Source organism: Mesonia profundi, assembly GCF_031085155.1.
Classification (GTDB): Bacteria; Bacteroidota; Bacteroidia; order Flavobacteriales; family Flavobacteriaceae; genus Mesonia; species Mesonia profundi.
Genome location: NZ_JAVHUL010000005.1, coordinates 35,597 through 62,556, shown reverse-complemented (window position 1 = coordinate 62,556; position 26,960 = coordinate 35,597). Strand labels below are relative to the sequence as shown.

At 34.9% G+C, this 26,960-nt stretch carries 25 protein-coding genes; 3 read left to right on the top strand and 22 right to left on the bottom strand.

Features of this window, described 5'->3' with window-relative positions; all coding sequences use genetic code 11:
* Positions 1-6: 6 nt before the first annotated feature.
* The 4 genes from RBU60_RS03080 to RBU60_RS03065 form a co-directional block, all read right to left on the bottom strand.
* Complete coding sequence (locus tag RBU60_RS03080) at positions 7-1,278, bottom strand: O-antigen ligase family protein (protein ID WP_308863196.1); 1,272 nt, start codon at positions 1,276-1,278, stop codon at positions 7-9.
* 6 nt (positions 1,279-1,284) lie between these two features.
* The gene (locus RBU60_RS03075; protein WP_308863195.1) at positions 1,285-2,145 is read right to left on the bottom strand and encodes a sialate O-acetylesterase; all 861 of its coding nucleotides are present in this window, start codon (positions 2,143-2,145) and stop codon (positions 1,285-1,287) included.
* A gap of 83 nt (positions 2,146-2,228) precedes the next feature.
* Positions 2,229-2,744: an acyltransferase gene (locus RBU60_RS03070; RefSeq protein ID WP_308863194.1), complete on the bottom strand. Its 516-nt coding sequence runs from the start codon at positions 2,742-2,744 to the stop codon at positions 2,229-2,231.
* The gene (locus RBU60_RS03065) at positions 2,729-3,793 is read right to left on the bottom strand and encodes a glycosyltransferase family 4 protein (RefSeq protein ID WP_308863193.1); all 1,065 of its coding nucleotides are present in this window, start codon (positions 3,791-3,793) and stop codon (positions 2,729-2,731) included. Before RBU60_RS03065 ends, RBU60_RS03070 begins: the two co-directional genes overlap by 16 nt.
* A 77-nt stretch (positions 3,794-3,870) precedes the next feature.
* Here RBU60_RS03065 and RBU60_RS03060 point away from each other — a divergent pair, with 77 nt between their 5' ends.
* Positions 3,871-5,130 (top strand): O-antigen ligase family protein, encoded by a 1,260-nt coding sequence (locus RBU60_RS03060; protein WP_308863192.1) that lies wholly within the window; start codon positions 3,871-3,873, stop codon positions 5,128-5,130.
* On the opposite strand, the gene RBU60_RS03055 is transcribed toward RBU60_RS03060, so the two are convergent.
* The 11 genes from RBU60_RS03055 to RBU60_RS03005 all read right to left on the bottom strand — a co-directional run bounded on the left by RBU60_RS03055 (position 5,090) and on the right by RBU60_RS03005 (position 17,359).
* Entirely contained in the window at positions 5,090-6,817 is a 1,728-nt protein-coding gene (locus tag RBU60_RS03055) for an asparagine synthase-related protein (RefSeq protein ID WP_308863191.1), read from the bottom strand. The two genes, RBU60_RS03060 and RBU60_RS03055, sit on opposite strands and share 41 nt — an antisense overlap.
* An 11-nt stretch (positions 6,818-6,828) precedes the next feature.
* Entirely contained in the window at positions 6,829-8,127 is a 1,299-nt protein-coding gene (locus tag RBU60_RS03050) for a flippase (RefSeq protein WP_308863190.1), read from the bottom strand.
* Between the two features lie 132 nt (positions 8,128-8,259).
* The gene (cysQ, locus tag RBU60_RS03045) at positions 8,260-9,018 is read right to left on the bottom strand and encodes a 3'(2'),5'-bisphosphate nucleotidase CysQ (RefSeq protein ID WP_308863189.1); all 759 of its coding nucleotides are present in this window, start codon (positions 9,016-9,018) and stop codon (positions 8,260-8,262) included.
* Positions 9,019-9,080: 62 nt separating this feature from the next.
* On the bottom strand, positions 9,081-9,938 hold the full coding sequence (gene rfbD / locus RBU60_RS03040) for a dTDP-4-dehydrorhamnose reductase (RefSeq protein WP_308863188.1): 858 nt from the start codon (positions 9,936-9,938) through the stop codon (positions 9,081-9,083).
* Complete coding sequence (gene rfbC, locus RBU60_RS03035) at positions 9,935-10,480, bottom strand: dTDP-4-dehydrorhamnose 3,5-epimerase (RefSeq protein WP_308863187.1); 546 nt, start codon at positions 10,478-10,480, stop codon at positions 9,935-9,937. Before rfbC ends, rfbD begins: the two co-directional genes overlap by 4 nt.
* On the bottom strand, positions 10,481-11,329 hold the full coding sequence (gene rfbA / locus RBU60_RS03030) for a glucose-1-phosphate thymidylyltransferase RfbA (RefSeq protein WP_308863186.1): 849 nt from the start codon (positions 11,327-11,329) through the stop codon (positions 10,481-10,483).
* Positions 11,326-12,339 (bottom strand): dTDP-glucose 4,6-dehydratase, encoded by a 1,014-nt coding sequence (gene rfbB, locus RBU60_RS03025; RefSeq protein WP_308863185.1) that lies wholly within the window; start codon positions 12,337-12,339, stop codon positions 11,326-11,328. Before rfbB ends, rfbA begins: the two co-directional genes overlap by 4 nt.
* A gap of 3 nt (positions 12,340-12,342) precedes the next feature.
* Positions 12,343-13,302 (bottom strand): hypothetical protein, encoded by a 960-nt coding sequence (locus RBU60_RS03020; RefSeq protein WP_308863184.1) that lies wholly within the window; start codon positions 13,300-13,302, stop codon positions 12,343-12,345.
* A complete protein-coding gene (locus tag RBU60_RS03015) occupies positions 13,302-14,978 on the bottom strand; it encodes a DUF6909 family protein (RefSeq protein WP_308863183.1) in 1,677 nt (558 codons plus the stop codon). The genes RBU60_RS03020 and RBU60_RS03015 overlap by 1 nt, the downstream gene beginning before the upstream one ends.
* 14 nt (positions 14,979-14,992) lie before the next feature.
* On the bottom strand, positions 14,993-16,483 hold the full coding sequence (locus RBU60_RS03010) for a GH3 auxin-responsive promoter family protein (RefSeq protein ID WP_308863182.1): 1,491 nt from the start codon (positions 16,481-16,483) through the stop codon (positions 14,993-14,995).
* Between the two features lie 6 nt (positions 16,484-16,489).
* Positions 16,490-17,359 carry a M23 family metallopeptidase gene (locus tag RBU60_RS03005; RefSeq protein WP_308863181.1) on the bottom strand — a complete coding sequence of 290 codons (870 nt, stop codon included), beginning with the start codon at positions 17,357-17,359 and terminating at the stop codon, positions 16,490-16,492.
* Between the two features lie 108 nt (positions 17,360-17,467).
* On the opposite strand from RBU60_RS03005, the gene RBU60_RS03000 reads away from it, so the two are divergent.
* Positions 17,468-17,680 carry a twin-arginine translocase TatA/TatE family subunit gene (locus RBU60_RS03000; RefSeq protein ID WP_308863243.1) on the top strand — a complete coding sequence of 71 codons (213 nt, stop codon included), beginning with the start codon at positions 17,468-17,470 and terminating at the stop codon, positions 17,678-17,680.
* 75 nt (positions 17,681-17,755) lie between these two features.
* On the opposite strand, the gene RBU60_RS02995 is transcribed toward RBU60_RS03000, so the two are convergent.
* The 3 genes from RBU60_RS02995 to RBU60_RS02985 all read right to left on the bottom strand — a co-directional run bounded on the left by RBU60_RS02995 (position 17,756) and on the right by RBU60_RS02985 (position 21,603).
* Positions 17,756-18,730 (bottom strand): DUF4837 family protein, encoded by a 975-nt coding sequence (locus tag RBU60_RS02995; RefSeq protein WP_308863180.1) that lies wholly within the window; start codon positions 18,728-18,730, stop codon positions 17,756-17,758.
* A 23-nt stretch (positions 18,731-18,753) separates the two neighbouring features.
* On the bottom strand, positions 18,754-20,337 hold the full coding sequence (locus RBU60_RS02990) for a lytic transglycosylase domain-containing protein (protein WP_308863179.1): 1,584 nt from the start codon (positions 20,335-20,337) through the stop codon (positions 18,754-18,756).
* Between the two features lie 78 nt (positions 20,338-20,415).
* On the bottom strand, positions 20,416-21,603 hold the full coding sequence (locus RBU60_RS02985) for a phosphoglycerate kinase (protein ID WP_308863178.1): 1,188 nt from the start codon (positions 21,601-21,603) through the stop codon (positions 20,416-20,418).
* A gap of 88 nt (positions 21,604-21,691) precedes the next feature.
* Between RBU60_RS02985 and RBU60_RS02980 the strand changes: the two genes are divergently transcribed.
* On the top strand, positions 21,692-22,825 hold the full coding sequence (locus RBU60_RS02980) for a DNA polymerase III subunit (RefSeq protein ID WP_308863177.1): 1,134 nt from the start codon (positions 21,692-21,694) through the stop codon (positions 22,823-22,825).
* Positions 22,826-22,948: 123 nt separating this feature from the next.
* On the opposite strand, the gene RBU60_RS02975 is transcribed toward RBU60_RS02980, so the two are convergent.
* The 4 genes from RBU60_RS02975 to mnmG all read right to left on the bottom strand — a co-directional run bounded on the left by RBU60_RS02975 (position 22,949) and on the right by mnmG (position 26,949).
* Positions 22,949-23,461, bottom strand: coding sequence for an OmpH family outer membrane protein (locus RBU60_RS02975; protein WP_308863176.1), 513 nt, complete (start codon positions 23,459-23,461; stop codon positions 22,949-22,951).
* 199 nt (positions 23,462-23,660) lie between these two features.
* The gene (locus RBU60_RS02970; RefSeq protein ID WP_308863175.1) at positions 23,661-24,509 is read right to left on the bottom strand and encodes a class I SAM-dependent methyltransferase; all 849 of its coding nucleotides are present in this window, start codon (positions 24,507-24,509) and stop codon (positions 23,661-23,663) included.
* Complete coding sequence (locus RBU60_RS02965) at positions 24,509-25,045, bottom strand: hypothetical protein (RefSeq protein WP_308863174.1); 537 nt, start codon at positions 25,043-25,045, stop codon at positions 24,509-24,511. The genes RBU60_RS02970 and RBU60_RS02965 overlap by 1 nt, the downstream gene beginning before the upstream one ends.
* Positions 25,046-25,077: 32 nt before the next feature.
* A complete protein-coding gene (mnmG, locus tag RBU60_RS02960) occupies positions 25,078-26,949 on the bottom strand; it encodes a tRNA uridine-5-carboxymethylaminomethyl(34) synthesis enzyme MnmG (RefSeq protein ID WP_308863173.1) in 1,872 nt (623 codons plus the stop codon).
* Positions 26,950-26,960 lie beyond the last annotated feature (11 nt).

Genomic DNA, 26,960 nt, shown 5'->3' with positions numbered 1-26,960 from the left:
GAAAGCTTAAGAAGTCGTTTCATCGGCTAGATCTTTACTTTCTTTTGCTAAAAATTCGGCATAGAAAAGGGTTCCGAATAGCGCGACAAAATTAATTCCCATATTACGATCTAGGACATTCTCTACCATAAGAGACCAAAATAAAATGGTTAAAAAGCTTAAAAATAATAAGTTCTGGTACCTAAAAGCAGTAATCGCGTTTCTAAAGAAATAAACGAGCATAAGTAGCGATCCCACGACACCAAAACGGAGCCAAAATCCCAAGAATTGATTGTGAGCATTGTACTCATTCTCTACAGAGCTTTTCATATCACGCCGCTGGTATTCTTCTAATAGCACTTCATTTTCTGTTCCTCCACCATAGCCCAAAATGGGCTTTTCTTTAATGAGATCTACGGCCACTTGCCAACGAGACCAACGTGAGTCTACTCTCATACTTTGGTTGGTATTATAAGTGCCCACATTTTCTTGCAACTCCCATAAGGTACCGTTAACCGTTTTTTGATACAAATAGGTCTTTTGCAGCGTGCTAAAACCCAAAACACCTAGGACCAAAACGCCAGTAAGCAACACGGCAAAAGTTTTAAAGGAAAGGTTATGAATAAGATATAATAAAACGAGCAATACCAAAACTCCATAAATAATTCTAGAGGCTAGAAAAACAATGCTTAAACTAAAAATAATAAAAGCAAATACTTTTAAAATCTTAGGCAGTTTTATTGGGGTGAAAAATAAAATACTTAATGCCAAAGCAAAATACATGCCCATATAAATGGGGTGCATACCACTTAGGGGTTCTAAGAAATTAAAACTGGTAAACGTATGATTAAGGAGCCAATGCGGCGGATAGGATGTTTGGCTAAAATTATAGAAATTGACAACTAACAAGATTAATCCGCTTAAAAAAGATCCTGCTAAAAGACCGTAAGACGCATATTTTCTAAAGGTCCCCGCCTCAATGTCTTTACGGAAAAGAAATAGTGGCGTTAAGCCTAAAAATACATATTTGCTTAATTCATGAAAAGCATCTGCTTTTAAGGGGGAATACATCCATCCCCAAAGCAAAGGTAAAAAGAAGACCATGGGAGAAAATAAAAGAAAGAAACCTAGTTTGCCGTTCTTTCTAAATCCGTTTAAGCCAAAAGACAAGAGCGTGGTTACTACCAAACCGATAAGACCTATATTACTTAATGATGTTTTTAAAGGTAAAAAGAAGGTCGCGATAAGGATACAAACCATCGTTAAGCCTTTTAATATGTTGAATTTATTTTGAATCATTACTGATTATTCTTCTAAAGAAACGTAAAAATAAGCTAATTTTTCACCAATATCATTTAAGGCTTCTTGATTATAGTGTACCACATCTTTTAGCCAGTGCCGTTCTATAAATAACTCGGTTTCATCGTAGCCTATATGCACATTCTCCATTTCTGCAGCTACTTCTCTTTGAGCTTCTCTTACCGCTTTATATCCTTGATCCTTTATAGAATCTCCTTGAAATCTACCGGTTTCTATAATTATAAATGGAACTTCTCCTAAATGACTAAGGTACTTTTCCACTAATTGAATTAGAGCATTTTTATAGTCTTGTTTTTCAATAATTTGATTTGCAATTGCCTGACCCTCATTCTCTCCTTGGCTCCAAAAGATTGCATCTATCGATGCTTTTGGAATTTCTCCCTGTAAAAAACAAGCTTGCATCATTTTAATTTTGGTTAAGCTATTTTGAAATAAACTTCCTGACGAGCTCCAATTGCCCCAGTTTTCTATTTCGGCTTCTTTTGTTAAAGATGCCCCCCCTTTTGCCGCTTGAACCACTATAACCTTATTCTTTGTAAGCTTATTATATTCATAACCTAATGCTGCTAAAAAACTACCCGTTTGTGCTTGTTGGAATCCTAGATGATTTTGTCCTATGGGATCATTTAATAATTGAATAACATCATACTGTGAATTATATTCTACTACTTCTATATTTTCTTGCTTTATAGATTTTTCTCTATCTCCAACCCCCATCGCATTACTTTGTCCCGCAACAAGAAATACCTTTTGGTCTTCTTGTATTACAGTATCCTCAGTATTCTTATGGCAAGAAGACAATAGCACTATTAACAGACATCCTAAATACTTTATGTGTCTATTCATAATTTACTTTCTTATAAAAGTTATTTTACTTCAAAAAATAGCATAAAAGTTAAAGCCATTTTAGGAAGTCAACTCCTTTCTTACTAAGTTCTATTTTTAATAAATTTTGCAGGTACACCTCCTACAATCGTAAAAGCAGCCACATCTTTATTAACAATAGCTCCGGCTGCAACAATGGCTCCTTCTCCAACTGTTACTCCAGGTAAAACCACCACATTACGTCCCAACCAAGCTCCTTTTTTGATTATTGGTGGATTGGGTTTGGTATCTCCTTGATTTACGATACTTATATCTATACGGTCATGAGTATGCGAAGTGCTAAGAATGGCTACATGCGGCGCAATAAGCACTTCATCCTCTATTATTGCTTGTTGTATAAAAACGTTTTCGTTAATTCTGCAATTATATCCTATTTTAGTTCCCTTAGCATTAGACAGATACACCTTAGGTTCTAACTTGCTTTGTTTATCATAGGGCATGATTTTTAAAACTTTAGAAACGTAACCTACTCTAATGGTATTAGAGAAACCCAGCAACCTAGAATGTGGTAGGTGCTGAATAAAAGCATAATACAAGAAAAGCTTTAACTTGTGGAACATAGGGTTTTAAAATTAGCGTACAAATTGGATGCCACTTGCTGAGCTTCATAAGGTTTGGCTGTTGCAAAAGCTTTATGTTGAATGATTTCTTTACTTTCTTTAGGTAAAGCTAAGTATTTTTTAATTTGTTGCACGGCTTCGGGAACAGAATTAAATAAAAATCCGTTTTCTCCTGACTCGACATAACCCGTAGGGCCTCCTATATTTCTGGCAAAAACTACATTTTGACAAGCCATAGCCTCTATCCCAACCAAGCCTAAACTTTCGGGTAATTGTGTGGGAAAAATAAATAATTCTGAACTTTGATAAATTTCGGCTAATTGCTCTTTAGATTGAAAACCACGGTAATCTATAAGGTGATTGTAAGAGTGATTCTTTATAGCTTCTAGAAAAGATTCTTTTTCGGCTCCGTCACCAGCGATAGTAGCGTGGATTTTGGTTCCGTTAGTATTTAATTCCGAAAAAATAGACAAGAAATCACGCCAGCCTTTTCCCTTGTCAATTCTAGACACAAAAGAAATGCTTAAGCTTTTTCTTTTGCTAAGCTCTGGATAAAAAATAGTGGTATCAATTCCTCCGGAAGGGTATACATAAAAAGGAATATTTATATCGGGATAGCGTTCTTGCACAATCGCCTTAAAATACTGGGAAGGGACGACTACCTCTGCAGCTTTTTTTAGCATTTTCGCTTGGTATTTATCTATCCAAGAGTTTTGTTTTACCGCACTAATATCAGAACCGTGTAAATTGATGACGATGGGTTTCTTTTGAAAAAGATTGTACCAGCTTATTAAAGGCAGATTATGCGTAAGAAAATGGATATAAACCAACTCATGCTCACGATGAAAAACACTAAAAACAGCTTTTAAATAATACGTCGTATACGTAAGTAATTTTTGAAAAGAAGAAGATCGTTTTCCTTTAATGACTATCTTCTGCGTGAATTCTGCTCCATTCTCCTCCAAAGCCAAGACGGTTTTTTTTACAAAGATTCCAAAAAGAAGGTCTTTTTGGGAAGGATACATATTGGAGAGCAGTTTAATTTTCATACACAACAAATATAATTATTGATTTAACAAACCTAATACTTAGGTAGAATATTATCTTTGTCTATCACTAAAATTTAATGAAAAATTTAATTTATAAGCTTCCCCTAGATAAAAGTATAATTTATCTAATGTTATTTCTTTTACCAATAGATATGGTGAATGGTTTTTTATTAACCAATAACATCATTTTACCTATCAGCATAAGTCAAGCTTTTAAAATGCTTATTGTCCTACTCATTTTTCTAAATCTAGCACAATATCCTAAACAATTTTTTCTATCCATTTTTATCATTTTAGTCTTGATGGTTCCCTCATTTTTTCAATTATTTAAAAATTTGGATTTTTCCTTATTGATGAATGACTTGATTAAAATCACAAAATATGTTATTCCTATTTTTGCATTTTTATTTTTTCGTAATTACTTGAAAAAAGACACTTCAAAATTAGTTTTTAAATTAGTAAATTTCTCCTATTTTATATTAGTTATCAATATTTTACTAAAACATTTAGGAGTAGGTTATCCTATGTATAACTTTGGTGATATTGGGAGTAAAGGCTTTTTCTATGCAGGAAATGAAGTCTCCGCCTTACTATTAATTTTAAGCAGCATTGTTTCTTTTAATCTTTGGAAACGCAATAAGTTTTTTTACGTTTTAATGGCTTTATTTAATATAGTAGTTGCTTTAAGTATAGCTTCTAAAACAAGTGTATTTGGTGTTATATTAATTCACATTTTAATTCCTATAAAGAGACCTACTATTAGGAAGATTAATTTAAAAATCTTTGCTAATGTATTCTTGGTGACCTTAATTCTTCTTCCTGCTATTGTCTATTATGGTTGGTCTTATGTAAAAGCATCAAGCATTTATAATAGGCTTTACTACTTCTATGATAAATTTGATTTTCTAACCTTTATTCTCTCTAACAGAAATGTTTTTTTAAAAGATTCTCTCCAGGTATACTTACAAGAGTATAATTTTTTAGAAAAAATAATTGGTGTAGGTCAAACTAGTTATGAACAAATGAATCACCTTAAATTAGTTGAAATAGATGTTGTGGATATCTTCTTTGCCTATGCTTTTATAGGATTATTTCTTTTTATATTCGCTCTGTTATTTGTAGGAGTACAAGCTGTTATTTTCTCTAAAAATATAGAAAAATATCTCTATGCTAATTTCGTTTTGATGATGCTTCTTATTCTTTTTGTTATTTCATCTACGGCGGGACATGTTTTTAGTTCTGGTATGGCAGGAATTTATATAGGACTTATATTCAGCTTGTTTTACATTTCAAAAGCTAGTTGTAAAAATGAAGTTTTATCGCAAGAATTACAGTAATCACAGCAAATTTATTTCGATATTCAAAAATATCATCTTGATAAATCTTAATAAGATCTTTTTGAAGTTCCTGATCTTCGATGAGTTCTATATTTTCTTTAAACACCACATCAAATTTCTCTAAAATAGTTGGATTTTCTTGAAACCAATTAGAAATAGGATTCATACTATCGTACTTTAATCCAAAGTATTTTTTTCCTCCGTTAACATATTTCTTAATTAATCTGCCATAATTAATATTAAAACTTGAATTAGGCTTTAAACCTATCTTTTCCCATTTATAAACTAGAACCTCGGGATGCTTTTTTTGAAGCCATTCAAAATAAATACGTTGGTTCAATTTAAAAGTATTAGGAACGGTTAGCATATAACTTAAAAGATCTTTTTGATAAAAGGGAGAGCTTAAATCTATGAAATTATTAAAAACACGGTCTCCCATTAGGGTTCCATTTACTTGACGTTGCTCATAAGCAAAAAGTTCATAATCTGTATGCTGGTAGGTATTGGTAAGGTCTTCAAGAAAGTTCATTTTATCTAATAGTTCTGACTGCTTAACAAATCCCGTTAAACCTATTTTATCTCTATTTTTTTTAAAATTAAAATCAGGTTTTAGGAACGAACCCGAAACAGTATCTCCTAATTGACCAGAATGAATCATGCCATAATCCTGGCAGTTAATACGAGACATAACGTTGTAAATAATTGCATTCGCGGTAAAATGGGTTAATCCATCGGTGGCTTTTACATAGTTTTCTAATATGTTTTCAGTTAAAAAATCTCCTTTATGAAGATTGTACTGTAAATGAGAGTTAAAATTTTCTTTAGCAATTTTATTCGCGATTTTCACATCACTAGATTCTGGGTTGCCATAGGTGTAAGCATCTATCTTATTAAAACCCATTTTTTTAGCAATAAGTGTATTGACACGAGAATCCATCCCCCCACTGATTAAACCAAGATGTCTTTCGTAATTATTATCCTCATCTTTTTGCCACTCTTCACGAATAGAGTTGATCATAAATCCATCTAAAGTTTCAATAACGTCCTCTAAAGATTGAGAAGTTTCTTTTTTTGAAAATTTATAATAATGCTCTGTTTTCATTGAATTGTTTGAACTATCAAAATTTAACACTGAGCCATATCTTAACTTTTTTATCTCTTTTACTATGGTGAAATCATTGAACATTTGTCCGTAAAGTGCTAAGGAGTAAATCCCATCAAAATCATAACTTATAGATATCCCATGGTCTCGTAACAACTTAGATAATACGTGCATTTCAGAAGAGAAAGCAAAGCCTAAATCTTTATCATAAAAATAAAAAACACTCTTTGTAGACAAGTGATCATTAAATATAAACAATTTCTCCTCTTTCTTTGAGAAAATAAAACCAGAGAAAGTACCTTTTAGAGATTTGATAAAATCACTACCTTTTTCTATATAAGCTTCTATAAATTTTTCAGGCGTAGTAATCTTGGAGTAATTGATTCCCTCAAAACAAATCACATATTCCTCATTTTGGTATAAGAAACGATCATCGTTAAACTTATCTAATACAGATCTTCCAAAACAAAAATTCTTGACAGTAATCTCTTCGCGAATAGTTGTTTCGAACGTACTATTATAAAAATTCTTGTATAAGTCTTTTTGCTGATTGTTTTTTAGTAAAACGCCGTAAATCCCTGCCATCTATATTATTTTTATAAATAAGTTCTTATATTTTCTTTACGCTTTAAATAAATCGTTCCTGTAATATTCCATACTGATAAACTTATCGCGGTGGCCACCGCTGCTCCTATAATTCCGTAGATAGGAATCAATAAAAAGTTTAAAGTTAAATTGATACATAAGGAAATGATAGCAATATATTGATACTGTTTTTGTTTCCCAATCATTTGCATAATAATTCCTACAGACCCCACAGCACTATTGATTAAGTGAATACTGCAAAGAATAATCAAAGCTAAACTTCCAACTTTAAATTCATCCCCAAAAATTCCTAAAAACCACTGATTAAAGATAATCAAAGTCGCTACAATTAAGGTGGTTATACCAAAATTAAGACGGGTAGAGAACTTAACGAGCTTCAAAAACTGTTCATTTTTGCGTTCTTCATAAAGCTTGGCGATTTTAGGGGCTAAACTGGAATTAATCGCTTCTATAGAAAAAGTAGCTACCAACGCTAGCTTTAAGGCAACGTTATAAATTCCAATACTTTCATCGGTTTCATAAATCCCTAAAATAAAAGTGTCCATCCACCCTAAAAACACCATAATAGTAGAAGAAAGCATCATGGGAAAAGAGTCTTTAATAAAGCTCCAAGAATTTGTAGAAGATCTCAAAGAAATTCTTCTAAAATTTTTAATGACTATTCCTAATGCCATTAAACTAAGCAAGCAAATTCCATAAAAGTGACCCACAATAACATTAAGAGGGTCTAAGGTGAACAATCCTAAAATCAAAACTAATAAGAGAGCAAATAAAAATCTCCCAGTATTATTAAAAAAAGCAAACCAATTATTAAGTCCTTTAGCTCTTAATGCCCCAGCACAAAGCATGGTAACTACCCAACCGGGGATGGCAAGAACTCCCCAAAAATAATAAGGACTTAATTGAGGCTTTCTAAACAAATCTATAATGATAAAATCCTCTATTAAAAATAGAATAGCAACCAACAATAAACTTACTAAGAAAGATTTTAGGAGAACCCGGTAAAAAAGTCCTGGTTCTTGCTCCCACTTTCCTTTACGAGCATAAAATTTAATCAAATTCACATCAATTCCTAATCTGCCAATGATACTAGCAAACATAAAAATCGAAAAACTTAATGTAACTAGACCATTTAAATCAGGTCCGTAGTTATTAGTGATGTAAAGCGTAAAAAGATATCCTGCTAAAATACCAATTCCTCTAAACCCCATAAAGAAAACACCTTTCTTGATAATTTCTTTTTGGTCTTGGTCTGATTTTTTTAAAAGTTTTGAAATTTTATCTCTCAAAATACGTCTTGCTTAATGAGTTCTTTAAGCGACAAATGTAATTAAAAACTAAAGAGAAGCTTCTTAATTAAAGTCAATAAAAAAGCTCCTTAAACAAGGAGCTTCTGTATCATCAGTGAAAATTATTTTATTTTACCGCTCCACTTTAAAATAAGGATTCAGTAAATTTTCTTTATTGTAACGTAAGGGTAAATCGTCTTCCATATTTATCACCTCAACATCTAAGCCTCTTAATACCGCGTGGGCTGCTGCAGTATCCCATTCCATCGTAGGCGCAAAGCGAGGGTAAATATCGGCATCGCTATCGGCAATGAGCATAAATTTTAGGGAACTTCCCATAGAAACGGTTTCTGCTTCTTTAAACTGGGCTATGTATTCTTTTGTTTCCTCGTTAAGGTGTGACCTGGAAGCTACAATACGCGTAGGTCCTTTATCATGCTTAATTAACTTTACCTCTACTTGCGGATCCATGTTTTCAGACTTAAAAGCACCTATACCTTCTCCGCCATAATAAAGCTGATCTAAAACTGGCGCATATACTACGCCTAAAATGGGTTTTTGCTTATAAATTAATGCAATGTTCACCGTAAACTCTCCGTTCTTCTTAATAAACTCTTTGGTGCCGTCAAGCGGATCTACCATCCAGAAATATTCCCAACCCTTTCGCTCTTCATAAGGAATTTTTGCTCCTTCTTCAGAAAGTATCGGCAAGCCGGTTTCTTTTAATTTTTCAACAATCGTTTGATGCGCCCACTGGTCTGCTTTCGTCAACGGACTCTCGTCCATTTTTTCCTCCACTCCAAAATCTTCAGAATTATAAACTTCTAAAATTTTAATTCCAGCATCTCGAGCCGCATCAATAATAAGGGGTACAAATTGTTTGATTTCCATAATGCTATACTTCTTTTTCGGCTGTAACCGTGTTATTTAATTTTATACTGTTTTCTTTCATTTTATTTTGAAAGAAAATTTTCTTGATAAAGCTTGCCCAAACTTTCTTCCCAGTCTAAAATAGAGAAATTAAAAGTACTCATTATTTTCTCTTTATTTAAGCAACTGTTGTTGGGTCGCTTCGCTTTCGTTTTATACGCGTTTGATGCGGTTAAACTCACTTCTTTGTAAGGCTGCAGGTCTATAATCGCTTTTGCAAAATCATACCAAGTAGCTTTTCCTTGATTGCTAAAATGATACACCCCATACGCATCTTTGTCTTTATTAATAATATGAAGAATCGCCGTCGCCAAATCATTAGCATTGGTTGGATTCCCTTGCTGTTGGGTAGTAATTTGTAAGCTTGCGCCTTCTGCTGCTTTTTTTAAAATCGTTTTTAAAAAATTATGCCCAAGTGAAGAATACAACCAAGAGGTTCTTAAAATATAATGTTCTTTTAAAATTTGTTGAAGGTATTGTTCTCCTTTTAACTTGGAGGCCCCGTAAACATTAATGGGATTGACTTGGTCTTCTTCGGTATACGGACTTTCCTTTTCCCCATCAAACACATAATCGGTTGAAATATGAATAAGTTTTGTTTCATATTCTTTACAGGCTTCTGCTAGATATTTAACCGCTTCAGCATTGATTAAAAATGCGTTTTCGGAATCTGATTCTGCTTGTTCTACATTGGTGTAGGCCGCCGCATTGATACAATAATCGAAGGTATTTTGAGAAAATATAGTTTCTATCGCTTCCGCGGAAGCGATATTCAACTCTTTAGAGTTTTTAAACGTAAACGTAAATTGAGGATAGTTCTTGGCCATAACCTGCAAACACTGCCCTAATTGTCCCGATGCACCTGTTACAAGAATTTTCATGACCTAAATTTTTCTAAGCTAGGAAGTTCTTGGTCTTTCTCTGATAAGATTAACTCTTCTTTAGGAAGCATCCAATCAATATTTAAGCTTGGATCGTTATAAATTACTCCTGCTTCTGAAGCTTTATGATAGTAGTTATCGCATTTATAGGCAAAAATTGCATTATTGGATAGCGTGATAAAGCCGTGACCAAATCCTTTAGGAATCAAGAGTTGGTGATTGTTTTCATCATTTAAAATCGTAGCGTAAGTTTTCCCAAAAGTGGGAGATTTTTTCCTAAGATCTACCGCTACATCCAACACTTCTCCTTGTACCACTCTTACCAATTTGGTTTGAGCGTGGGCTCCTGTTTGCAAATGTATTCCACGTAAAGCGCCACGTTGAGAAATGGACTGATTATCTTGTATAAACTCTAGATGTAAACCCGTTTCTTTTTGAAAGACTTGATGGTTGTAACTTTCAAAAAAGCTTCCTCTTTCGTCTTTAAAAACACGAGGTTTTATAAGTAAACATCCTTCTAATGGTGTTTTTTCTACCGTCATTTATTGCAAATTTTTGCTGTAACCACTTTTGGCAAGCGATTCTAATAATTTTTGATATTGTTCTTTAGAGATATTGCCCATACGATAAGCTGCTTCTTCTATAGCTCCCACTTTTAAACCTTGTCGTTCTTCTATGGCTTCTACAAAATTAGAGGCTTGCATGAGCGATTTAAAAGTACCTGTATCTAGCCAAGCGGTTCCTTTATCTAAAATCCCTACTTGCAACTTTCCTTTGTTAAGGTAAGCATTGTTCACATCGGTGATTTCTAATTCTCCGCGATGACTAGGTTGTATATTCTTAGCAATTTCTATGACCTCATTGTCATAAAAATAAATTCCGGGAACGGCATATTTAGATTTGGGATTTTCGGGTTTCTCTTCTATAGAAATCGCTTTTCCCTCTTCATTAAATTCTACAACTCCGTATCGTTCTGGATCGTGAACGTGATAAGCGTAAACCACACCTCCCTCTGGATCATTATTTTCTTGCAGTAATTTCTCCAAGCCCGATCCATAGAAAATATTGTCTCCCAAAATAAGAGCGACCTTATCATTTCCTATAAACTCTTCGCCAATAATAAAGGCTTCAGCAAGACCCTTAGGTTTTTCTTGTACTTTATACTCAAATCGACACCCTAATCGCGTCCCGTCTCCTAAAAGCTTCTCAAAAAGCGGCAGGTCTTGAGGCGTACTAATGATTAATATCTCTTTTATTCCTGCCAACATTAAGGTAGATAAGGGATAATAAATCATGGGTTTATCGTACACCGGAAGCAATTGTTTGCTTACCGCTAAGGTAAGTGGGTGTAATCTTGTTCCTGAACCTCCTGCTAATATAATTCCTTTCATTGGGTGTATTTATTTAAATACCATCGAATGGTTTTTTCAATCCCAGATTCAAAATTCTCTTTGGCCTCCCAACCTAACTCATCTTCAATTTTGGAAGCGTCGATGGCGTATCTAAAATCATGACCTGGTCTATCTTTTACGAACTTAATAAGACTTTTATAGGATTCTTTATTTTCTCGCGGATGAATCTTATCTAAGATTTCACAAATGCTTTGCGCGATGTATAAATTTTGACGTTCGTTCTTCCCGCCAATATTGTAGGTTTCTCCTAATTTTCCTTCTGCTAAGGCCAGTTGAATACCTTTGCAGTGATCCAATACAAACAACCAATCTCTAATGTTGGTTCCTTTGCCATAAATGGGAATAGATTCTTCTTGAATCGCTTTACGGATAATCGTAGGAATCAATTTTTCGTCATGCTGATGCGGACCGTAGTTATTAGAACAATTCGTCGTCACTACGGGCATCCCGTAGGTATGAAAATAACTTCTCACCAACATATCTGAAGCTGCTTTTGAAGCACTATATGGACTGTTGGGCGCATACGGAGTCTCTTCGGTAAATAAACCGGTTTCTCCCAAGGTTCCATAAACCTCATCGGTAGAAACGTGAAGAAATCGTGCGTTAGAAAACTCCTCCTTTACCTGAAAAGGTTCATGCATCCATAATTTATAAGCGGTTTGTAGCAAGTTGAAGCTACCATTAACGTTGGTTTCTATAAATACCGATGGATTAGCGATGGAGTTATCAACGTGAGACTCGGCTGCAAAATGCACTATTTCATCAAATTGGTGACTTTTAAAAAGCTCTTGTACCAACTGAAGGTCACAGATATCTCCTTCTACAAATTGGTAGTTGGGATGCTGAGGGTTTTCAATATTAGCCAAATCTCCCGCATAAGTGAGTTTATCTAAATTAACCACTTTCACCTCTTCTGCTACCTCTAACAGATAATTGATGTAGTTAGAACCTATAAATCCTGCTCCGCCTGTGACTAAAATTGTTTTCATAACTTATTTCTTTACTGCTCTTGCCTTTCTTAATACAATAATTAAAAAATAGATCATAAAAAAGCAAACTAGAAGTAAAATGGGAGCTACTAACATTTTATTTTTCTGTAAAAAAGAATTCTTATCTACAGGCTTAGAGCTTCCTAAATCAATTACCTTTAAAAATTCTTCGTTTTGTATTTTCTCAGAAATAAGATCACGAGTTTCTTTTTGTAATTCAGAACGTTGAGAGATGAGTCCGTCAAAATCAAAATTGGCTCCGTTAACAATCACTCCTGCCCCTGCATTAGACTCATTCTTTTGAGCATAATTAGCAATAAGTTTATCTAAAGAAGCAATAAATTTCTTATTGTCAATCACTTGTTGCTCCAAATAAACTGATTTCTCTGCATATACTTTTGCAAAATAAGCGTTGTCTCTTAATTTTTTAAGTACTTTTTGGAATAGCTCCTCTCCATCTTGCTCTGAAGGATATTTAAATTGGATGCGATGAACACTTACTTTGTTTTGGATCAATTCGGTTTTAGCCTTTTCATCCAGCAAATTGGTTTCATCCAAATACTGTAAAAAAGACTTTTCTTCATAATCTAACAATTGAGTAATGTAAACGGGATTTACCTCTAAAGAAAGCGAAGAAATAGCTTCGGTTCCTAAATCGTTTTGCCATGATTTGTTTTCAGTAGTTAAGGCGAAATTAACCTCCTCCATCTTTTTATATAAATAAGCAGAGCCCTCATCATTGGCAGCCACTAAGGCTTCTACTTGATAATAAGTTTTGGTATTTTGATTCCAAAAATAGCCGATAATAAGCCCGACAATAATTATTGAAATTAAAAGGATGCTGTTTCTAAGAAGGAAATTAATTAGTCTAAGAAATGAATTCCCAATGGAAATAAACCCATCTTTTATCATCCTAAAAAGGTCAAAAAGACCAATTTCTTCGTTGTTGGTTGAATCGCTCATTATGATTTAAAAATTTGTTCTAGTATTTTTTCTGTAATTAAATAAGTAGGCTTCACTCCAGAGGTTCCTAAACCACCAGAAGCTAATGTACTTCCTGTTTCTAGAGGATTATCACTCGCATAATAAGCATAACTTACTTTTACATCGGATTGAATATTACCGCGTAATTTTGCCGCCGCCTGAATCGCTTTTTGGTAATGTGCTCCCTCCATCTCCAGTCCAATCACATTCCACGTAGATTCATGAAAGAACTTTAAAATGTCTTTATTTTGTAAGGAGGTTCCTAAAACGGTAATCATCGCACCGCCAAATACTTGTATTCCTTTTCCTTCTAGTTCTTCTTTCTTTAGCTCGTTGGTAAAAGGGTAATTGTCTGCCGTTCCCTCAAATACGTGCGCATCAGGAATCATAATATCCCCTTTTCCTCCTTCCAAGATTCCAGCTTTTCCCATAATAGAAATAGAATCTACGTTAAGATGAAAATCTTGATCATCAATCGTATAAGGTTTTAGCAGTTCATCCATGGTTTCATAAGCCTGCTCTCCAAAAGCATAATCCATCACAATAATCACCGGCGCATCTTCCCCTTCAGCTTTAAAACGTTCTTCGTGATGTTCAAGCTTTTGAGTATCAAAAATTTGAACATCTATATTGGTTCCACTACAATCTTCTAAAAAAGTCATCCCTTTCTCTAAAGCCACTTTCATCACTTTTGTTCGCAATTGTCCACTTGCAGGATTACTTAAAGCTTCATAAATCTCTTGCGTAGGTTTTTTCTTCAACTCCGTTTTTAATGCTAAAGGCGCATAAAGGGTATTCATCACACTGTGCATATTGGCACTAATGATATGAATTTTTCTATTCAACAGGCCTTTTTCAACAAGCGTTTTCTTAATATGATCTGCCCAAATTTCCCCATGAATGTGATGTCCTAAACGTTCTCTCAACACCGGACTAAAGGTAACAATCCGCTTATTATTATAAACGACCTCATCGATGGCTAATTTTCCTAAATGATAAATGATATGTAAAAATCGTTCTTCATTTTTAGGCTGACTAAATAACGGATGAATCATTCTCACCTCGTTAAAGGTTCTTCCCAAAATATTAGCCGTATGCGTTAAAGCCACTTCCCGCTCTGCTTCAGTAAGACTTTCTTGCAATACCGCTTTTTCCAGTTTTTTCCAATCTCTGGTCACATTTCCTTCTTCATCAATCACTACGCGGCGCATAATTTTATGTGATTCAATAAACATAAAAGTAAGGTGCGTAAGAATATCATAAATCTCAGATCTTCCTCTGGTAATCTCAATGTTCATTTGTTCGTCATCAATACGGTAGCAATTTCTTCTTCGCTTAGGCGGAACAATGGGTTGAAAATGAGAATTTGCATAGCCCTCATCACTGGTTAAATTAATGAATCTACATTCCTCAATTCCTATAGGCAAACGATCTATGACATATAATAAACCATTCAGTTCTAATTTATCTTCCCCTACAGATCCGTAAATCTCTGGTCTTAAGGTAAGCAACGCTTCTCTTAAAGTTTCTCCCGAAACTCCCATAGGTTTGTAAAAACCACGGTTAAATAAGTGGCGCATCGTAATGTATAAACGCTCGATAGCATTAGAGCTTTCTTGCGCTCTATTTCTTCCTTGTGTCTTAAATGTATTCATGCGTTTTTTATATTTTATAATTGCTGATGCAAAGCGTCGGCAATTTTTCTATCATTAGATAATCTTGGGATTTTATTTTGACCGCCTAGCTTTCCTATGGATTTCATATAGGCTTTAAATCCGTTTTTCTTTACGGAAGTGATTACCAGTGGTTTTAAAATTTTTCCCGATATTAAATCTAGGTAATAACTATTCTGTTCTTGTAAGTATCCATCTAAACTTAAGGCAAATATATCTAAATTTTTAGGTTCTTCTTCAAACTCTATCAACCATTCGTGATAGGCTAAGCCTTTCGGCGGATTTATTTGAGGAGCGACTGTAAATTCATTGATTTTTACCCCGTGTTCTTGCACCGCTTTTTTCATGGCATATTCTACCTCTTTTGCAATCACATGTTCTCCAAACGCAGAGGTATAATGCTTTATTCTTCCCGAAACAATTACCCGATAAGGTTTCACCGAAGTAAACATCACCGTATCTCCTAGATTATATCCCCAAAGACCCGCATTGGTAGAAATGATCATGACATAGTTAACGTCTTTTTCTACTTCTCCAATACTTAAACGCTTCGGGTTTTCTTCAAAAAACTCATCTGATTTGATGAATTCATAAAAAATTCCGGCGTCCAGCCTCAACAACATTCCAGGTTCCCCTTGTTGATCTTGGTAAGCAAAAAAGCCTTCCGAAGCAGGGAATAACTCTATGCTATCTACTTTTCTTCCAATAAGGGAATCGAATTTAGCGCGATAAGGTTCAAAATTAACGCCTCCATAAATCAGCAAATCAAATTCTGGAAAGAGTTCGCCTACATTTTTTCCTGTCTTTTCTTGCAGTCGCTCAAAATACATGAGTAACCACGAAGGAATTCCACTAAAAACGCTCATTTTTTCAGGGAGTGTCTCTTCTACAATCACATCTACTTTGGTTTCCCAGTCTTCTATGCAATTGGTTTCCCAGCTAGGTAATCTATTTTTTTGTAGGTAAGCGGGTACATAATGGGCCACAATCCCCGAAAGTCGACCTAATTTAATACCGTTTTTTTCTTGCATCTCTGGACTTCCTTGTAGAAAAATCATCTTCCCAGATACAAAACCTGCTTTCCCCGTTTCTGCAATGTAATTAAGAATGGCATTTCTAGCTCCAGAAACATGCGTAGGCATAGATTCTTTGGTTAACGGAATATACTTTGCACCGCTAGTCGTCCCTGAAGTTTTAGCAAAATAAAGAGGTTTTCCAGGCCAAAGCACATTCTCTTCTCCCCCAACCACTTTATTTACATAAGGTTTTAAAGCTTCATAATCTCGTACGGGAACTTCTCGCACAAAATCTTGGTAGCTCTTAATTTTATCAAAATGATGATCCTTACCAAAATCGGTTGTTTTGGCAGTGGCAATCAATTGTTCAAAGACCTTTTGCTGGGTTTCTATAGGCTTATTTGCCCACTTATTAATTTGGGATTTAACGACTTTAGCAAAAATTTTAGCTCCAAAGGTTTTTAATGACATACGCGTTTATTCAAACTCTAAAAAATCGGTTGGGTTAAGGGGATAACCATCACTCCACAATTCAAAATGTAAGTGAGGTCCCGTAGAAAAGCCTCCAGTAGATCCAGACATAGCGACTACTTCTCCCGCTTTCACCAATTCCCCTTGTTCTTTGGTTAAGGAAGAATTGTGTTTATAGACAGAAATCAATCCATAACTATGTTCTATAATCATAACATAGCCGGTATCTGCCGTCCATTCCGCAAAAATAACTGTGCCATCCGCAGTAGATTTAACAGGAGAATTTTCTTTGGCAATAATATCGACAGCATAATGCTTTTCTTGGGCATTGTAACCTTCAGAAATTTGTCCGCGTAAAGGCGTAAAAAGTTTTACATCTGTTTTTGCTACCGCTTTATCAAGTACATTGTATTTATCTTCTTGCTCTACTTCTTTTCTTAAAATAGAATCGGTAAACGAAGGTTGAAAGTTAACAGAATCAGAAGTTACCGAAATAGAAGTTTCTAAACCGTCTTCTTTAAAATCTAACGGACTCACCTCTCCACTCAGGACTCGTTTGATGGAGGTAAAATACTGATTTTGCTTATGGATTACTTGCTGCAAAGAATCTGTTTTATAAACTAACTGTGTAGCCGTATGTTTAAGTTTTTGCGAAGAATACCCCGGAATATACTCCCGTAAAGGGGTAAAAGCAATAATGAATGTGGTAAGTACAATTAAAACAATAGCAGAAATCCCTACCGTCACAAAAACATTAAGTCGGGTTAACCTATACGAAAAGCGTTCTTCAAAGGTATCTTCATTAAGCAGCACCAAACGGTACTTATGCAGTAATTTCTTTGCAAACTTTCTTTTGTTCTTTTGTTTTTTGCCCATATTCTTTAATTCGATACAAATATAAGATAATATATTGTGCGTATTTATCTTCTTGTTAACGCAAGGTTTAATTATTAATTACTAAATTTGTTTAGTTTAAAATCAGAAATTATGTTATTAAATATATTTTTAGGATTAGTAGGGCCTTGGCAGATTGTTGTTGTTGTAGTTCTAATTCTTTTATTGTTTGGAGGAAAGAAGATTCCAGAATTAATGAGAGGCCTTGGTAGCGGTATCAAAGAATTTAAAGATGCTTCTAAAGAAGAAGAGGAAGATGGTGTGAAATCAGAGACCAATAAACACGTAGAAGATAAAAAATAACTCTATTCTTAGAGTCAAATAAAAAGGCAGGATTTATTTAAATCCTGCCTTTTTATTTTTTGTATTCTGAAAATTCTATTTGATTTTAGCCGACTTTAAAATCGCTTCCAATTCAAAAATATTATCACGCTTGGTAGAAGATGGCCTAAAAACAAAGCCTTCTAAGATCACATAACGCTTATTCTTCTCGTCTCTTACCGCATAATTAATAAAGGGTCCTGCCATAAATGCATTCTTCACCTCCCAGGTTCCTCTAGTTTCGTAGGCAAATTTGCCATCAATATTAGATTCGAATAAGTAAGGGGCATAAGCTTCTTCGGTAATAAGGAAAGAACCTTCTGTAGGGCCTGGCACACGAGCTTCTCCAATAGAATCTCTCATTTTAATAATATTGCCTACCACATTGGTATCTCTATCAATCACCTGAAAAGGAACTTCATACACCAAAATCTCCATACTTCCGTTAGGTATGTCTTTTCGTATCCAAAAGAAATCTTTATCGGTTTTAGCGTAACGGTAAGCGGTAGGAAACTTTAAACTTACGCCTAAATTCTTCGCTAAAAGTTCGTCCTTCTTTAAAGACTTAGAAATTCTTCGCTGTTGCTCTTTAATTTCGGTGTCTTTATAAGATGTTATGATCTCATTATTATGAGCATTCAACGTCTCAATAATGGCTGTTTTTGAGGGGCCCGAAACAAATATACCGGTCTGAGGCTTTGCAAAAGTATCGGTGATCACTTCAAAGCTTGGAGAAGATGATTTTCCTATTTTTAAGAAAGTCCTGTTGTTTTGTACAAAACCAGAAAATGCCTTAGGCGGAATTTGATTCATGTCAAACAACGGCTCTTGCTGTGGTAAACCATCTACAGGAGAAGCCAAATTCTTTCGTAAAACCTCTCCAACTTCTCCTTTCCATAAATCGTTATCGATGATGATAGAAAGGTTATTTAACCTTCCACTAGAGTCGCTTAAATTATTCTTTTTATTGGATTGATCGTCGCAAGAGGTAACTAAAATTCCGATAAGGAAAAGGTAAAAAATATTTTTCATCGTGGTTATAGATTGATGTGTATTTATCCGTTAGAAACTTTTAGCTTCATTCCCGGCTTTAATCTACTACCACTAATACCATTCCATTTTTGAATATTTTTTACACTAACTCCCGAAAATTTTTGAGAAATGCTCCATAAAGAATCTCCTTGCTTTACCGTATAGGTTTTCATAGAAGATGATTTCCCTTTACTAGAATTACTTACATTTGCCGTAGCTACTGGTTTTCTTGGATAAATAGTTAATCGCTGTCCTATTTTTAATCGGTTACTACGCAATCCATTCCAGCGTTTAAGACTGCTAATTCCAACCCCATATTTTGTGGCAATTTTTCCTAAATAATCTCCACTTCTTACCTTATAACGTATCTTATCATCGGCATTAACGTAAGTAGGCAAGCCTTTTTCTTCTTTCTCATTTGCGATTTGTTCGTCTACAAAATTGTAAATAAGATTTTCATTAGATACAAATACGCCTGCCTCCCTTAGCGGAAGTCTTATGTAGTACTCTTCATCCTCTTGGTAAGGAATAATATCAATCTTATAACTAGGGTTTAAAAAGCTCAACAACTCTTTGTCTACGCCGGTAACCGTAGCAATTTGATCGAATTTAATAAGCTTCTTTACTTTAATCGTATCGGTTTCAAAATAAGTAATCTCTGGGCGGTAAGGTTTAAACCCATGTTCTTCGGCATATTCAAACAAATACATCGTAGCAATAAAAGCAGGAACATAACCTGCAGTTTCTCTAGGTAGGTAATTTCTCAATTCCCAATAATTGGTATTTCCACCGCTTCTACGAATGGCTTTGGCAACATTTCCAGGGCCCGAATTATAAGAAGCCAATGCTAAATCCCAATCTCCAAAAGTTTTATATAGGTTAGAAAGGTATTTACAAGCCGCCTCGGTAGCTAACACAGGATCCATACGCTCGTCTACATAACTACTCACATCTAACCCGTGCATTTTCCCAGTTGCAAACATAAATTGCCATAGACCTGTCGCTCCAACCCTAGATTTTGCTCTAGGATTTAAAGCCGATTCTACAATTGCCAAATATTTCATTTCTAATGGAATGTCGTATTGGTCTAACTTCTCCTCGAACAGAGGAAAGTAATACTGACTTAAGGAAAGCAAGCGTTCTACCGACTCTTTTCTTCTTTTAATGTAATAGTTAATCACACTCTCTAAAGACGGATTGTATTCTACGTTAAAAGGTGTTTTCGCATTAATTCTAGCTAGTCTTGCCTTCAAGGTATCCGTAGAAACTACTTTATAATTTACAGAATCTAAGTCTGCCGCTACCATGACCGATTCGTTCATGGTTTCATAAAGATCTGAATTGAGAAGTTCTACTTTCCATAAGGAATCTACTTCTCTAGCGGGTTGGTAATCTCCCAAAAAAACCTTGATAGAATCTTTTTGAATACTAGGCATGTTTTGAACCGAAGAAAAACCAGGAACCGATCTCTTAACCAATTGCTTCAAGCTGTCTTCTACATCCGCCTGTTTGTTAAGGTTGGAATCTTTTGTTTCTGATTCAGGATTTTCCTGAGCAAACCCTACAAAAGAGGTAAGTAAAAATGCAACTGCCAATACCTTATTCATGCTTGTAATTTTCTATAGTTTCAACAAAAATTGTTCCTTATACCAATTTGACTACGTAATGTCGTATTCAATTTGGTATTATTCTTTTTTGATGGCTTCAATCCCTGGTAAAGATTTTCCTTCTAGCATTTCTAACATCGCGCCACCTCCTGTAGAGACGTAACTTACTTTATCTTCAAAACCAAATTGTTTCACTGCTGCAACGCTATCGCCTCCGCCTACTAACGAAAAAGCACCCGCTTTTGTTGCTTTAGCAATCGCATTTCCTAAAGCGATGGTTCCTTTAGCAAAATTAGGCATTTCAAAGACTCCTAAAGGTCCGTTCCACAATATAATTTTAGATTTTGCAATCACTTCAGCAAAAATTTCATTGGTTTCCTCGCCAACATCTAATCCCATCCATCCATCAGAAATTTTGTCTATTTTTGCTGTTTTTATTGCAGCATCATTAGAAAATGCATCGGCTACAATCGCATCTACTGGTAAGTGAACCTTTACATTTTTAGCCTTGGCTTGCTTTAAGATATCTAAAGCCAATTCTAATTTATCATCTTCTACTAAGGAGTTTCCCACATTTCCGCCTTGAGCTTTAATAAAGGTAAACGTCATCCCGCCGCCAATAATTAAATGATCTATTTTGTCTAAAATATTTTCGATCACCGTAATTTTAGAAGACACTTTTGCACCACCTAAAATTGCCGTAACTGGTTTTTCGTTAGAATTAAACACCTTATTGATACTTTCTATTTCTTTGGCGAGTAAAAATCCGAAGCATTTATCTTCAAAATACTTTGCAACTACAGTAGTAGAAGCATGCGCTCTATGTGCTGTACCAAAAGCATCGTTTACATAAATATCTCCATGTTGAGATAACGCTTCGGCGAAAGCCTCATCTCCTTTCTTCTCTTCTTCATGAAACCTAAGGTTTTCTAGCATAAGAATTTCTCCGTTGCTAAGATTTTTAGACGCCTCCAAGGCTTTATCTCCTATGCAATCCTCAGTAAATTTTACTTGAACGCCAATAACCTCAGACACTTTATTTACAATATGCTTTAAAGAATACTTGTCTTCTTTTCCAGAAGGTCTTCCCAAATGCGACATTAGAACCACGCTCCCGCCATCTTCTAAAATCTTAGTAATGGTCTTTTTAGCCGATTGAATTCTGGTTGCATCGGTCACCTCAAAATCATCGTTTAAAGGAACATTAAAATCTACGCGAACAAGGGCTTGTTTATCTTTAAAATTAAAGTCGTTAAGTGTTTTCATGAAAAGTTTTTTTCAAAGTTAAATATTTATAACATTTGGAGGTAGCAAGTCCGAAAATAAATTAATTTTTGGTTAATTTCGCTCTTCTATGTTATTTTCAGAAATTTTAGGATTAGACTACATTAAAAAGCATCTTACCACTAGCGTAGATCGCGGAAGAATACCTCACGCCCAGCTTTTTGTAGGAAAGACCGGAAGCGGCACCTTGCCTATGGCGATTGCTTATGCGCAATATGTATTGTGCTCTAAGAATGAACGCAAAGAAGCTTGTCATACCGCTTTTAAAAAACTTGCACATCCCGATTTACATTTCACTTATCCGGTGGCAAATAATGATAGGGTAAAGAAAAACGCTACTGCGGAAGATTTTACAGGAGAATGGAGAGAATTTGTCTTGGCTTCTCCTTACGGAAGTGTTTTTGACTGGTATCAAAAATTGGGAATTGAAAATAAACAAGGAAACATAAGTGTAAAAGACGCCCAAAATGTGTTGAAAACACTGAGTTTAAAATCTTACGAAGGTGGTTATAAAGTGATGATCATTTGGGAAGCCGACAAACTTAACATTCCTGCCTCCAACAAGCTTTTAAAACTCATTGAAGAGCCGCCAGAGAAAACCATCTTCATTTTAATTACCGAAAATGAAGAAAAAATTCTACAAACCATACGTTCGCGTTGTCAAGCTTTGCATTTTCCGCCTCTAGGAGGAGAAGTAATTGCTAAAGCTTTAGAAGAAAATGGAATTGCTCCTGCAGAAGCGTTAAAAATCGCACATAAGTCTGAAGGAAGCTATACACAAGCTTTGCGCATGATAGAGCAACACGAAAGTGAGGATATCTTCGAAACTTGGTTCATCACTTGGGTAAGGTCTGCTTTTAAAGCCAAAGGAAATAAAGCTGCGATTAAAGACATCTTGCAGTGGAGCGAAGATATTGCTGCCACTGGAAGAGAGACTCAAAAAAGGTTTTTATATTACTGCCTAGACTTTTTTAGGCAGGCGATGCTGTACAATTACAACAGTCAATCTTTGGTTTACTTAGAACCCGAAACTCCGGGATTTGAACTCAGAAAATTTGCGCCTTTTGTGCACGGCACCAATATTATACAGATTACCGAAGAGATAGAGAAAGCGATTTATCATATTGAACGCAATGTAAATTCTAAAATAACTTTGGCTGATTTGTCTATTAAACTCACCCGATTACTTCATCTTAAAGAGTAAAATTTTTTGAGATACTCAATTCATGAATGTCATGAACTAGAAACAGATCTCAATTTCGTGAAACATCATAAAAAAAGCCCGCTATTTAGCGAGCTTTTTGTCTGTCTCATTATAAATGGTCAATTATTTAACCGATTCATTTAAAGCTTTTAAAACTTCTTCGGTAATGTCTTTTCCTTCTTTAGCAAACATAATGTTAGCCGACTCGTTAGATCCAAAAATATAGGTATATCCATTTTTCTCCCCGTAATCTGCCACAAAATCTTTTACATTGGTAATTAAAGAATCGATGACCACATCGCTTTCTTCTCTTAATTGGTTGCTTTGCATTTGTTGCTGACGCTGTAATTGTTGTTGCTTTTGCATCAACATAGATTCTTTCTCTTGCTTTTCAGCTGCAGACATAGAAGTAGATTGCTCTTGGTAAGCTTGTACTTCTTTTTGAAACTGCATCGCAACGGAATCTAATTCTTTTTTAAGCTTATCAGATTTTTTGGTGAACCTTGCTTCCGTAGATTTCATTTCTTTAAAATCTTGAATCAATTTGGTGTTATTTACGTAAGCCGTTTTTTCTTGGTTACAAGATGATAATACTACAGCTCCGAAAACGAAAAGGATGATTTTCTTCATGTTCATTCTATTAAAATTTTTCGCTAAAGTAATAAGTATTCTATAAAAATCAGACGAAAAATGAAGTATCTTTAAAAACTATATGTATTTTAAAATCAATAAATAATACTTATTAAAAACTAAAGCATTGTAAGTACTTTAAGCTGTTTTTTAAAAAAATTGCTTGTAGAAGTATCCTAAAGCTTAAAACGCGTTGGAAATGGCTTTATTTTAGTTTTTTGAAGCAATAAATGAGCGAAGAGTGATTTTTAGTGGATTTTGCCTTTAGATTACTTTTTAATCCTACACTAAAAGCTTTGAGCGGATGGCTGGCATTATTTTTATACTTTTCGGATAGCAAACTTACATAAAAAGAATCGAAGTTTAAAGGTTCTACCTGTTTCAACTCCATCTCATGTTCTTTAAAAATTCTAGTAATTCCCTTTTTAGAAAAATGCCATAAATGTCGGGGCACATCATAAGCTGCCCAATACTCTTTATAATGTTGCGCATCGTAGCTTTCAAAATTAGGAACTGCAATTACTAAAACTCCGTCTGGCTGAAGCAAGCTTCTTAAGTGTTGAATCTGTTCTTCTAAGTTTGGCACATGTTCTAAAACATGCCATAAAGTAATCACATCAAATTGTTGATTCTTGACTGCATCTAAATTTTCAAATAAATCAATTCCTTTAGCTTTTGCTAATTTTCTAGCCTTTTCATTAGGTTCTACTCCACTTACCTTCCAATCCTTTTGCGAGGTAAAATGTAAGAAATCTCCGGTTCCTGCTCCTACGTCTAAAAGTGTTTTTTCTTCAGTAGAAAAAGAATTGATAAGTTGAAGCTTTTTGGAGAGCATTCTTCTTTTAACCCATTGATAAGCTTTATCAACTAAAGTTTTGGAAGCATCGGTATGGGAAATGTAATCTTCACTTTCGTAATAATTAGGTAAATCTTCTAATGAAGGCTGCGGACTTGTAATTAGAATATCCTGATGTTCGTTCCAGATCAATTCAAAATTTTCTCCAGAAACGCTATGATCTTTACAAGTAAGAAAAATATGGTCAGTAGTATTCATTAACGATTTAATTGTTTTCTAAGTTGATGCAGTTTTTGTAGAATAGCATCCTTTCGCATCGATTTTTCTGCTAAAATATCTTGCCCATCTTCACCCATAATTTGAATGTAAACATACTCCACTTTATTATTTTTTCTATCTTGTTCTTCTCTTCTATCTTTATAGGGTTTATCTCTATCTTTTTCTTGTTGAGTCTTTTTAGATTCTTGAGCAGAATCTATAACATCAAAAATACTTAAGCTTTTATCATAGTCCTGATCAAAGTGACTAAAAACTTTAAATTTTTCAGAGCCAAAAAGAGAAGTTGTCTCAAGTTCGTAAATAGAAAAGTGATCTTCAACATCAAAGAAACGTTGATACATATTTTCAAAATGCCTCATTCCATTTCCTGAATATTGAATCACATAAGAGGTTAAGTCAACTTGATTAATTTTTTTAGTAGATAATTTATAGTTCTCAATACGTTCAGCTTTATGTATAGATATACAGCTACTCAATATTAAAAAACCGCTAATTATTATTAAAAACTTTTTCATAAAACCTAATGTTCCACGTGGAACATGTTTCATTATCTACCCAAATATACCAATAATACTGAAATATCTGCCGGACTCACCCCGCTTACTCTTGAAGCTTGAGAAACGCTTGTGGGCTGAATTTTATTCAACTTCTCACGCGCTTCTAAAGACATCGACTGTATAGGTGAATAATCAAAATTAGCGGGAATTTTTAAATTCTCCAATCGATGGAGTTTATCAGCGTTGTTCTTTTCCTTATTAATATAACCCGAATATTTCACTTGAATTTCGGCTTGCTCTAACACTTCTTGATCTAGTTGATGTTCTTGAACATAGTTCTCCACCGACTCAAATTTTCTTACATCGTCCATAGAAATATTAGGCCGTGCAAAAAGCTTAAACATTTTTCCGCTCTGTTTTACGGGAGCAGAATTATTACTTTCCAACACCGGATTCGCTTCTTCTGGCGTCACACTGGTTTTCTTAAAGAAGTCAACAAATCCCAAAGAAGCTTCTTTCTTCTCCTCCATTCGTTTTAATCGTTTCTCCCCGGCTAATCCAATTTGATAAGACTTTTCCGTTAAACGGAAATCGGCATTATCCTGCCTCAACAGCGTACGATATTCTGCACGCGAAGTAAACATACGATAAGGCTCTTCTGTACCCTTGGTGATTAAATCGTCAATAAGAACACCTATATACGCCTCATCGCGCTTTAAGGTAAAAGCTTCCCGTTCTTGTACTTTTAAAGCAGCATTAATCCCAGCCATTAAACCCTGAGAAGCGGCTTCTTCATAACCTGTAGTTCCATTAATTTGACCTGCAAAATAAAGTCCGTTAACCAACTTGGTTTCTAAAGTATGTCTTAATTGTGTAGGTGGAAAATAATCGTATTCTATCGCATATCCCGGTCTAAAAAATTTGACCTTTTCAAATCCTTCTACAGATTTTAATGCGTTGTATTGTACATCTTCTGGTAAGCTAGTAGAGAAACCATTTACATAATACTCTACCGTATTCCAACCTTCAGGTTCTACAAAGAGTTGGTGACGGTCTTTATCGGCGAAGCGATTAATTTTATCTTCTATACTTGGGCAATACCTAGGTCCTACACTTTCAATTCTTCCATTAAACATGGGAGAGCGATCAAAACCTTCGCGCAAAACATCGTGCACCAATGTAGAAGTATACGTCATATGGCAAGAGCGTTGTTTCTCTAAGGGCTTGGTAATATCCAAATAAGAAAACTTAGCAGGAATGGCATCTCCAGGTTGTTCAATCATTTTAGAGAAATCTAAAGAACGACCATCCACTCTTGGGGGTGTTCCTGTTTTCATTCTTCCAGATTCAAAACCCATTTCAATCAAGTCGGCGGTAATTCCTGTGGCCGCTCTTTCTCCTGCTCTACCTCCACCAAAGTTTTTATCTCCAATATGTATAAGACCGTTTAGGAAAGTTCCATTGGTAAGAATAACCGATTTAGATTTAATTTCAATTCCCAAAGAAGTTTTCACTCCTTTGATTTCATCCCCCTCTATAATTAATCCCGAAACCATCTCTTGATAAAAATCTAGGTTCGGAGTTTTCTCTAGCATCAATCGCCAATCTTCAGCAAAACGCATCCGGTCACTTTGCACTCGCGGACTCCACATGGCAGGCCCTTTACTTTTATTCAACATCTTAAACTGAATGGCACTCGTATCGCTTACAATTCCGCTATAACCTCCCAAGGCATCAATCTCTCGCACAATCTGTCCTTTTGCAATTCCGCCCATAGCGGGATTACAAGACATTTGAGCTATATTTTGGAGACTCATGGTAATTAATAAAGTCTTACTTCCCATATTTGCAGCAGCAGCAGCAGCCTCGCTTCCCGCGTGGCCTCCTCCTACAACAATCACATCATATTCTTCTAAAAACATAGGTGTTTTTT

Coding starts and splice junctions, on each gene's coding strand:
- RBU60_RS03055 (WP_308863191.1), bottom strand. CDS start 6,817: ATGGCAGGGATTTACGGCGTTTTACTAAAAAACAATCAGCAAAAAGAC.
- RBU60_RS02965 (WP_308863174.1), bottom strand. CDS start 25,045: ATGAAAAAGTTTTTAATAATAATTAGCGGTTTTTTAATATTGAGTAGC.
- RBU60_RS03005 (WP_308863181.1), bottom strand. CDS start 17,359: ATGGGCAAAAAACAAAAGAACAAAAGAAAGTTTGCAAAGAAATTACTG.
- RBU60_RS02990 (WP_308863179.1), bottom strand. CDS start 20,337: ATGAATAAGGTATTGGCAGTTGCATTTTTACTTACCTCTTTTGTAGGG.
- RBU60_RS02970 (WP_308863175.1), bottom strand. CDS start 24,509: ATGAATACTACTGACCATATTTTTCTTACTTGTAAAGATCATAGCGTT.
- rfbC (WP_308863187.1), bottom strand. CDS start 10,480: ATGACGGTAGAAAAAACACCATTAGAAGGATGTTTACTTATAAAACCT.
- RBU60_RS03070 (WP_308863194.1), bottom strand. CDS start 2,744: ATGTTCCACAAGTTAAAGCTTTTCTTGTATTATGCTTTTATTCAGCAC.
- RBU60_RS03075 (WP_308863195.1), bottom strand. CDS start 2,145: ATGAATAGACACATAAAGTATTTAGGATGTCTGTTAATAGTGCTATTG.
- rfbA (WP_308863186.1), bottom strand. CDS start 11,329: ATGAAAGGAATTATATTAGCAGGAGGTTCAGGAACAAGATTACACCCA.
- RBU60_RS03020 (WP_308863184.1), bottom strand. CDS start 13,302: ATGAGCGATTCAACCAACAACGAAGAAATTGGTCTTTTTGACCTTTTT.
- rfbB (WP_308863185.1), bottom strand. CDS start 12,339: ATGAAAACAATTTTAGTCACAGGCGGAGCAGGATTTATAGGTTCTAAC.
- RBU60_RS02975 (WP_308863176.1), bottom strand. CDS start 23,461: ATGAACATGAAGAAAATCATCCTTTTCGTTTTCGGAGCTGTAGTATTA.
- RBU60_RS03065 (WP_308863193.1), bottom strand. CDS start 3,793: ATGAAAATTAAACTGCTCTCCAATATGTATCCTTCCCAAAAAGACCTT.
- RBU60_RS02995 (WP_308863180.1), bottom strand. CDS start 18,730: ATGAAAAATATTTTTTACCTTTTCCTTATCGGAATTTTAGTTACCTCT.
- mnmG (WP_308863173.1), bottom strand. CDS start 26,949: ATGTTTTTAGAAGAATATGATGTGATTGTTGTAGGAGGAGGCCACGCG.
- RBU60_RS03080 (WP_308863196.1), bottom strand. CDS start 1,278: ATGATTCAAAATAAATTCAACATATTAAAAGGCTTAACGATGGTTTGT.
- RBU60_RS02985 (WP_308863178.1), bottom strand. CDS start 21,603: ATGAAAACACTTAACGACTTTAATTTTAAAGATAAACAAGCCCTTGTT.
- RBU60_RS02980 (WP_308863177.1), top strand. CDS start 21,692: ATGTTATTTTCAGAAATTTTAGGATTAGACTACATTAAAAAGCATCTT.
- cysQ (WP_308863189.1), bottom strand. CDS start 9,018: ATGGAAATCAAACAATTTGTACCCCTTATTATTGATGCGGCTCGAGAT.
- RBU60_RS03015 (WP_308863183.1), bottom strand. CDS start 14,978: ATGAATACATTTAAGACACAAGGAAGAAATAGAGCGCAAGAAAGCTCT.
- RBU60_RS03060 (WP_308863192.1), top strand. CDS start 3,871: ATGAAAAATTTAATTTATAAGCTTCCCCTAGATAAAAGTATAATTTAT.
- rfbD (WP_308863188.1), bottom strand. CDS start 9,938: ATGAAAATTCTTGTAACAGGTGCATCGGGACAATTAGGGCAGTGTTTG.
- RBU60_RS03010 (WP_308863182.1), bottom strand. CDS start 16,483: ATGTCATTAAAAACCTTTGGAGCTAAAATTTTTGCTAAAGTCGTTAAA.